General features: G+C 41.7%; 5 protein-coding genes. 2 read left to right on the plus strand and 3 right to left on the minus strand.

What is annotated here, in order from left to right:
* Positions 1–282: hypothetical protein (locus tag NBH14_RS28280; protein ID WP_250817982.1), on the plus strand; the 282-nt coding region annotated here is incomplete at its 5' end.
* Positions 283–421: 139 nt separating this feature from the next.
* On the opposite strand, the gene NBH14_RS28285 is transcribed toward NBH14_RS28280, so the two are convergent.
* The gene (locus NBH14_RS28285; protein ID WP_250817983.1) at positions 422–2,491 is read right to left on the minus strand and encodes a VapE domain-containing protein; all 2,070 of its coding nucleotides are present in this window, start codon (positions 2,489–2,491) and stop codon (positions 422–424) included.
* Between the two features lie 319 nt (positions 2,492–2,810).
* Between NBH14_RS28285 and NBH14_RS28290 the strand changes: the two genes are divergently transcribed.
* A complete protein-coding gene (locus tag NBH14_RS28290; protein ID WP_250817985.1) occupies positions 2,811–3,464 on the plus strand; it encodes an HU family DNA-binding protein in 654 nt (217 codons plus the stop codon).
* 221 nt (positions 3,465–3,685) lie between these two features.
* Here the strand turns inward: NBH14_RS28290 and NBH14_RS28295 are convergent, their stop codons facing one another.
* Together NBH14_RS28295 and NBH14_RS28300 are read right to left on the minus strand one after the other, a co-directional pair.
* Positions 3,686–5,245: a SusD/RagB family nutrient-binding outer membrane lipoprotein gene (locus tag NBH14_RS28295; protein WP_250817987.1), complete on the minus strand. Its 1,560-nt coding sequence runs from the start codon at positions 5,243–5,245 to the stop codon at positions 3,686–3,688.
* 47 nt (positions 5,246–5,292) lie between these two features.
* Positions 5,293–8,655, minus strand: a complete 3,363-nt coding sequence (locus tag NBH14_RS28300) for a SusC/RagA family TonB-linked outer membrane protein (RefSeq protein WP_250817989.1) — start codon at positions 8,653–8,655, stop codon at positions 5,293–5,295.
* Between the last annotated feature and the right edge of the window lie 561 nt (positions 8,656–9,216).

The raw sequence follows: 9,216 nt of genomic DNA on the forward strand, positions 1-9,216 counted from the left end.
ACATTAATAGACAATGTTTTGGCGAAACAAAAGTCTGTTCTTTATTTTGGATATAACTTTACAAAGCGATTTAGAGCCTGGCGTATATTTAGTTGGCGTTATTACCTTAGTTCTAAAAGAACTATAGTGATTTTTGGATTGTATTATATTGATAATCAAATTGTTTGTGGTTGTAGATTACGATATTTAACTACTTGTATCAGGGTAAAAACTATATTATTTAAAAGCTTTGGAAGCTTTTCTGATGGGTTAATATTGATTAATAGGAGGACAGAGTTCTGATTTGTGGGAGATTTCTCCTTATTTATATAAATTTTAGTAAATCCGGCGTCATATTTCGGTAGAGATATTTTAACAAGTTGTACCATAGGAATATAGGGGTGACGCCATGACAGGAGGACGGCATCACCCGGTTGTTTTATCAGATTTCAATTACATGGTAGTAATTACCTGTTTTCGTATGTTTTTTGGTTACATTATTCTTTAGCAGCAGCCGGCCGAACAGAGCCATGTTGCGGATACCGGATTTTATTTTGCTCCGTTGTTCGATCCGTCTCAATATTTCGGCGGCAGGGAGCAGTTCGCCCTGTTCTCCTGTTTCAGGCAGGCGAAAATACTGGAAGAAGAGTTGCTCTTCAACCGGAATCTGTTGGAACTGGTGGTTGTTCCGGATGATCGCAGTTTCCTCTTCGGAGGTGAACCAATAGCGTTCGTTGTTACGTAGTGCGGTGGCGGCTTGGGCATACAATTGCTTATGGTTTACCCCGGTAGTGTGGTTGATGTTACCGGTCAGTTCGATACAGATGAAACGTCGGCTTCCTGTCGGGTCGTTCAACAAATCTGCATTGTTGGAGGTCGCAATGAAAGATGCATATCTTTTCAGCGGCTGGATACTGCGCTTGTAAGGTTGGCGGGCATTAATGACCGGCTTCTGGAGGATATGTTTCAGGAATGCCTGATGGGAAGGCGATACCGAATCGAACTCATCGATATTGATCAAGGCAAAACGGTTCAGTAACAATTCGGCGTCGCGTTTATTGCTGAAATCGATACTGTCGGTGTAATATTCCAGTAATTCGGGCGGGAGCAGATTCCGGCACCAGGTGGACTTGCCGCATCCCTGTCTGCCGATCAAAAGAGGGGAGACGCTGTTGGCATGCATCCGGTCCAGCCCGTTCCAATGGGCCACCATGCTCAGGAACCAGCGGTAGAACTGGTTTCTCCATTCCGGATTATTGCAGGGCAACGTATCGGCCAGCCGGCGGATATGGTCTGTCCCGTCCCAGTCCGGCAACTCCAGCATATATTCCTCAATAGGCGAATAATGCATCACACGGTTGGAATAGATATAACGTTTCACGTCCCTGTCCCATAGCGGGATACCTTCTTCCTGTGCATTCAGGCTGATACTGTTGAGGACCTGTTCGTTAACAGGAAAGAAATTGAAATAGTACGATTTTCGTTCGCGGTATTCCGCATCTCCCTTCATATTATTATATCTGAATTCATACCGGCGTTTCATAAATTCGTCGGCTTGAAAGGCGAGTACCTGCTCCGGCCGGATACACGGTTTCCGGCCAAAACCGGAGGACAGGCAGTAGACATTGTGTACGGTTGTCCGTATCTCCGCTTCAAAAATCCGGAAATGGGTATGTACCGGCAACCACTTGACCACCTCTTCTTCCGGGATACCACTGCGGAAGCAGTTCTCGGCAAGGCAAGTAAGGAAGGGCTTGATATCTTCATCCCCTTTTCGATAACCGGTCGCATCCATAGCTTGCCGTAATGAATTTTCGAAAAGTAACGAAACGACCCGGCTTCGTTCATAACCGGGAACGAGGCGTTGTAGCGGCTCTGTTACGGCTGGTGACGGTGCAGAAACCGGTAGCTTTTCCGGCATCTCCCAAGGTTGTTCGATCCGGATAGGCAGGGCGTCCGGATTGTAGTAAATATCCGGATCGAATGAAAGTCGGCAGGCTGCATCCAATTCGTTTTCTTCAACAGTGATCTGTTGTTGCAACTCTTCCCGGTAATAGGCTGCCGCTCTGTCATAGGCCCGGGCATGGAAAAAACGAATAAGCGTATCGTTCTGTGGGACAGTATGATCCGATAGTGTAAAAGGAATGATGATTTTTACGCTCTTTCCGCTTGATCCGATAAATGCTGCCATTGTCTGTAATGATCCGGCTGCTTGCCGGCGGACATTTTTTGCCTCGTTGCGGTTGGCGAGATTGTTTATTTTGAGCAGGACCAATCCGTTATATTGGTCTCTGACAAACGTCCCATCCTGCTTTTTTACGGTAGAACAGAAGTAGACGACCGGTAACCGGTTCGCCTCTTTTACCGAAACTCCGGGAATGGTGTAGCGCAATTCTTCGCGCAGGGCTGCCACTTGCTTTTCCTTGTAACCGTCACGGATCAGTCCGACCAGTTTTTCCATCTCGATTGTCTTTTGTGCTTTCTGATTTGCACTGAATAAAGTTGCTTTCATTTGTCTTCTTTTTTTATTGATTTTTTCCAAAGATAAGTACCTGAATGCCGGTTTACAGCATGTAAAGACCGATCATTATCAGGAAGGCTACAACTATTTCATCTATTGAAAATAAAGGAGATAACTATTGTTTATCCACTTATATTTTATATCTTTGGTCGTATATTCTTAACCTTTCGACCTGGGTGAACCTTATAGTTGACCTGGGTCAAATTGAAGTTCGACCTGGGGCGAATATATGGTTGACCTGGGTCAATGCTTACTAAGTCCAGTCTTTAGCCATAAAAGTCTATAGGCCGGATGATAAAAACACATTGGTATGACAGCAATTTACAAGATGGAGCAGAATCCGCCTAAAAAGGGTTCAGGTAAAAAAGTCGTATTGCATCCCCGTATAGTCCCCTGGGATACAGTGAGTACCGATCGTTTAATAGAGGAAGCGTCTTCGCGTTCCACTTATACTGGTGGCGACCTGAAAGGAGCGGTCCGTCTGCTCTCCGACATGCTGAAAGAGAAACTTCGCGATGGATATAATGTTTATCTCGACGGAATCGGCTATTTCAGTGTATCGTTGAAATCGCGCCCGGTACAAGACAAGAAGGAGTTGCGTAGTGAATCCGTTCATTTCAAGAATGTGAATTTCCGTTGTTGTGCCGGACTGAAACATGAACTGAAAACAATGCCGGTGGAACGTTATAAGGAACCAAAGGTAACTGATTTTTCACAGGAGGAAAAAGAAAGCCGATTGTTGCGGTATCTGGAGCGACATGCATATATTACAACCCTGGCTTATCAGGGTTTAAACGGTTGTACCCAATATTTGGCACGTAAAGAACTCAAACAATTTGTGGCCGATGGTATCCTGGTGGAAGACGGGACACGAAGAATGTGCATTTATGTGAAGCGTCCGGAAGCGACGGAATTGCCGGATAGCCTGGTGGTGGATTCGAATATTGGGGAGGAAAAGATGTGAAGGCTAATAAGCAGAAAGGCATTTCATTTTACCTATACTTAAAACTTTATTGATTATTCCGGAAAGTTTTAGTTATACTTAAAACTGAAGGTATAAAAAAGAGGTGACGCTATCTATATCAAACAGCGTCACCTCTTTTTGTTTTGTTTATTAGTCTGTTATCAGAATAAAAAGCCGGTTGACGTTGAATTGCCAACCAACTTTTTATAGGGATATCGATCTTATTTTGCCCAGAATACTTTGTTATAATAGGTATCCGAGTCTTTTACTTCCTGATATTTCGGGTTGTTGTCGCGTTCGATAGTCGGGTAACGCAATCTGTTGGGTACATCTTTACAGATAGAAGATGTTTCATCTGTCGGGAAGTAGAGTGACGGAACACCTGTTCTACGAACCTGATTCCATGCCATAATCGGTTGGAAATATCCGAAACTTAACCATTTTTGTGTCAGGATAACATCCAGTTTATCGCTGGCGTTATTCCACAGTTTTGTTGCAAATGCAGCAATTTCAGCATCAGATGGAGCTGGTGTCGGGTCTGTGTAAGTTGCTTTTGCATTCAGGTTGTAACAGAATTCGATCGCGTCTTTGACTCCTTGTTCGAATGCAGCTTTGGCATCGCCCGAAGCATATCCCTTCTGATAAGCCTCCGCTTTAATAAAGGCTATTTCTGAAGGCATGAGGATAATTCCCGGGTAATAGTCGTTGCGGCTTACTGTTGCTGTGTCGACTGCTGAATAGAAATTACCGCCTTGTGCCAACGGACGTTCCCATAAAGGTTGCTGAACACCATAATTGTCATGTGTATTTACGCCTTCATAATTTCCTTCATGATTAGGAGCATACAAGATTTCCAGACGAGGGTCATCTTTCAACCGGCTGATCACTTCGTAAGAAGCATATCCTCTTCCTGATGTTTCGAAACCGTCACGTACATTCTTTTCTGCTTTAAAGCCATCGTCGTCAGAATCAACGCGGATAAATTCGTCGTTGCTTTCGAGCAAAGGATAAGTGGAAGGATCAGATAAAATTTCACGGATGATGCTTCTTCCTTCATCTGTCATGGTTCCCTGATCAGCAATGGTCAGAGCCATACGGAGACGGAGTGAGTTGGCATATTTTCTCCAGATATTCAAATCTCCCTTATTGATATAATCCTGTGCTTTCAGATAAGTGGAAGTCAGGGTAGATAAAGATGTCATACCTGCCAGTTTGGTATTGATTTCTTTCAGGTCGTCCAACATCATTTTATACAAATCTTCAGCCTTGTCATAAGAAGGATAAGATCCGGCGATATCACCGGTAATACCGAGATATCCGGCTTCTTTGAACGGGATATTTCCCCACATATCGACAAGTTGTTGCATATGGTCGTACATGAATATTTTGGATAAGAGGATAGTAGGCTCATAATCGGTTTTCTCTATTTCACTTAATTCATTGTATGTCTTTTCCAGGATTCTGTAATTAGCAACAATCTTGTAAAAATTATTCCAGCGGTCATTGATATATCCGTCGGAAGCTAAGTAGCGTCCGTCAGCATTGACAAAACCGAGTGTTTGTGCATAACGAGCAATCAGACCATTATCAAAAGTCCACAAGCGGTAGTAAGTTGCGTAAGTGTAATCGTTTCCGGCATAAAAAATACCAGTCATCAGCTTATCACACGCTACGGTTGTTGTTTTGGAGGGGTCGGTATAGCGGTCAGTATAGTCTGAGTCACTACAAGCGGCAAGTGTTAAGAGTGCTGCCCCTGCCATTATAGATAATATATGTTTCATTTTTGTTTTATTTTAAATGTATGTCGCTTTAATCTTATAAATATCCATTAGAAGCTTGCACGCAGTGAGAATCCGAATGTACGGGTTGTTGCAGTTGAACCTCCGATTTGAGCTTGCGATACCCAGCTTGTACCATCTGTTGCTTCAGCATCGAATGCGGGTAAGTTCTTATATAAGTAGAACAGGTTACGACCGAATACGGATACAGTCAGGTTACGGCAAGCAAACTTACTTGTCAGTTCTTTCGGTAATGTATAACCTAAAGATAATTCACGCAATTTGATATAGGTATTGTCGAATACAGAATGTGAGTAATAAGTTGGGTAATCAGTTCCCCAATTGTAAGTCTGATTGTAGTATTTGTCCGCTGGAATAATTATATCATTCTGTGAACCATCCGCTTTTACACCACCCAAAATCATACCGTTATCATATACTTTTTCTCCGTTAGGACCTGCTGTGCCGGTTGCTGCAATACATTTTCCGGTAGTAGGGTTGTTGCCTTCGAAATAATAATTAAGGCCACCATGTTCTGCATCACGATAATCCATAGATTCAACCAAATTACCGCGTCCCATCATATATTCATAAGGAATATTCAAAACGGCGCCTCCAACACGGAAGTCAAATGTTGCATCCAGATAGAAGTTTTTATAACTTACAGAAGTACTGACACCTCCGGTTATCTTCGGCATGGCATTTCCTACTTTTACACGTTCTTCAGTTAATTTATAGAAGCCGTCGCTGTTGACAATTGGATTGCCGTTTTCATCTTCTAGAGGAGCATAGGCATAGATATCACCCATAGGTTCACCGACATGTGACTCGATTGTTGCTGCACCACCGTCAATATTACTGTGCTGCAAAACATCCAAACCGTCCATCAGTTTGGTTACCTTATTACGGTTGATCGAGAAATTACCGCGAATATCCCAACGCCAGTCTTTTGTTTCTATAGGAGTGCCATATAAAGAAAGTTCAAAACCTTTATTTTTCAATTCACCTACATTCTGCAGAATAGATGTACCTCCGGCCGACTGCGGAATAGTCGTTTCCAGGATCTGATCTTTTGTCGTATTGGTATAGTAAGACATTTCGAATCCTAATCGGTTGTTAAAGAATTTACTTTCCAAACCGATTTCAAACTCATGCTTTTCTTCCGGACGTATCTTTTCGTTTCCTAAGGCCTGCGGAATCTGGTTGTAGATATAGCCACTGATACTATTTTGTGTGTAAGCCTGTATTGCTTTATAGATTTCCGGAGCGTTACCTACAATACCGTAAGAGAGACGTACTTTACCATAATCGTACCAGCTAGGCATTTGATCTTTGAATGCTTCCGTATAGATAAAACTACCATTTACAGAAGGATATACGAATGAGTTATTACCTTTAGCCAATGTAGATGTCTTTTCCTGACGTACTGTTCCTTCTAAATAAGCAAAGCTTCCATAAGAAACGCTGGCTGTTGCGAGAAATGCTGTTTTCAGGAAATCCGTTTTCGACATACCTGCAATAGACTTATTTTTACTTGCATTCAGGTAAAACCAGTTTTCAATAGACAAACCGCCATCTGTAAAGGCATTTGCATTATAAAAACTTTCCTGACGGGCCTGCCATCCGGCATTTGCTGTAACATTCCATTTATCAGCAAATGTACGGTCGAACATCAACATAATGTCACCATAATAAATGCTGTATTGTTTGTTTGTAAGACCGTATTTACCTGTGTAAGTACCGAAAGCAATAGGTTTTTCTGTCTTTTCCTGATTTTCAATTTTGTTGACTGTCAAGTCTGTAGAGATACGTCCACGAAGTATCAATCCGTCAATAATATTCCAGGTAGGAGTCGCACTTGCAATCAAACGATTATTTTTCTCATACTGTTCTTTCCCGTAAATATTCCAGAAATACTCAGTGAGTAAACCACCGTAGGAGGCTTGTTCCCATGCGTATGATTCGTTAGGAGTGATACTTTCCTGAGTGCTTGGAACATTTAAATATCCTAAACTGGTGACAGCGGTTTCGCGCATCAATTTAACATCTTCAAATGAACCGAACATACCACCGAAGTTATTGGTAATACGACTGATACGGTAGGGACGGTTCTTGATATCTTCCAGCATATAATTAACTGTATAATCCAGTTTTAAGGCTTTGTTCAAAGAATAGCTACCTGATAAGCTGAAATTATGTTTGTTATAAGTACTGTTATACTGAGTAGGAGTATTGTCCGTATAAGTATAAGAGAAACGCATATTCCCTTTTTCAGATCCTTGTGTAATAGCCAGGTTATATGTCTGGTTGAAACCGGTACGGAAAATATCTTTCCACGGGTTAGAGCTGATAGGGCTATATTTTCGCATGGTTCCGTCCCAGTAATATACATCGCTACCATCATATTTAGGACCGAATTGTGCAGTTGTAGTACGGATGCTTTTTACTGTCTGTCCGTTATCAAGCGTACGTTCCCAGAAACCTCCGCTTTCACGTTCGTAACCTTCTGTGCGGCTTGTTACGGCAACACCCGGACCGAATGTTGTTTGCATTTCCGGCATATAGGCAACCCAGTCACCACTTATTGTTGCGTTGAAATCAACACCTATACCGCTACTGCCTTTGCCACTTTTTGTTGTGATCATAACTACGCCATTGGCAGCTTCCGATCCATACAAAGCAGATGCTGAAGCTCCTTTCAGGATAGACAAGTTTTCGATGTCTTCAGGGTTGATATCTACCAAACCGTTACTGTTTACACGCTGGTCACCCCAGTAACCGTCTTTGTTTGCATCACCGTTGCGGATAGGCACACCATCTACAATTACCAGAGGCTGGTTTGTACCAGTGATAGAACTCATCCCGCGTACATTAATAGATACAGCAGAACTGCTACCACCCGGAGCTGCCTGGATGCGTACACCGGAAGCTTTACCATACAATGAGGTAGCAAAGTTGGGGGTACCTGTCTTTACCAAGTCTTCGGAAGAAATAGTACTTACGGCATAACCTAGTTTTTTAGCATCTTTTTTGATACCCAGTGCTGTAACGACTACTTCATCCAATTTCTGAGTGTCTTCTGCCAACATCACCTGCAAAGAGGGTTGTCCTTCAAATTTAATCTCTTTAGTGGCATAACCGATAAAAGAGATTTGAATAATATCTCCATTCTTCACACCTTCCAACGTGAATTTACCGTCCATGTCGGTAATACTACCATTGGTTGTCCCTTTCACTACGACAGACGCTCCGGCAACAGGACCGAATTCATCTTCTACTGTACCTGTGATCTTCCCGCTTTGCAGGGAAGCATTCACTTCCGACTTAACAGGTGCTGTGTCTGCGTATGCTTTAGGAAAACATAACGCTCCAGCAACTAAAATTAAGCTAACCGGTTTAAAGTTTTTCAACATAATTGATGGTTTTTAATATACTTAGGTGCTATTTTGGCGTAAAAAGCACCATTTAATTCCTTTTGGCATAAAATATGGAGACTTTGAGTAGGAACGCTTGGATGATTTGGCGTTATAAGTCGTTCATAGTACTAAAAGAACTATAGTGATTTTTGTAAATTTAAAAAAGATGAGTGTAAATACTAATGAAATCTAACAGGCAATCATAATCGTTTAATAATGTGCGTATTATGCATTGCATCGTTTGAATGCTAGGTGAGCGGCTCATATGTATGGTCTGTCTTTTAAGTAGAATTATTTATTGTTCGGTTTAGGGTAAAATATAGCACCTTTATAAATGTTAATGAAAAGAATAAGGGTATATTTTGTAGAGTAAAAATCATAAAGCTATTTAACAAAAGAGATGAGTCTTGACTGTTGAATTAACTTAATTACGATTGAATATTGTTAGCCAATGTGTTAAAAACAAAATCTTGTGATATTTTTTTGACGAAAAATAACACAGGGTAATAATTATTTCATATATTTGTCGCGGATATAAAATGTACAGAGTTCTTTTAG

This window comes from Parabacteroides caecihominis (assembly GCF_023656785.1).
GTDB lineage: Bacteria > Bacteroidota > Bacteroidia > Bacteroidales > Tannerellaceae > Parabacteroides > Parabacteroides segnis.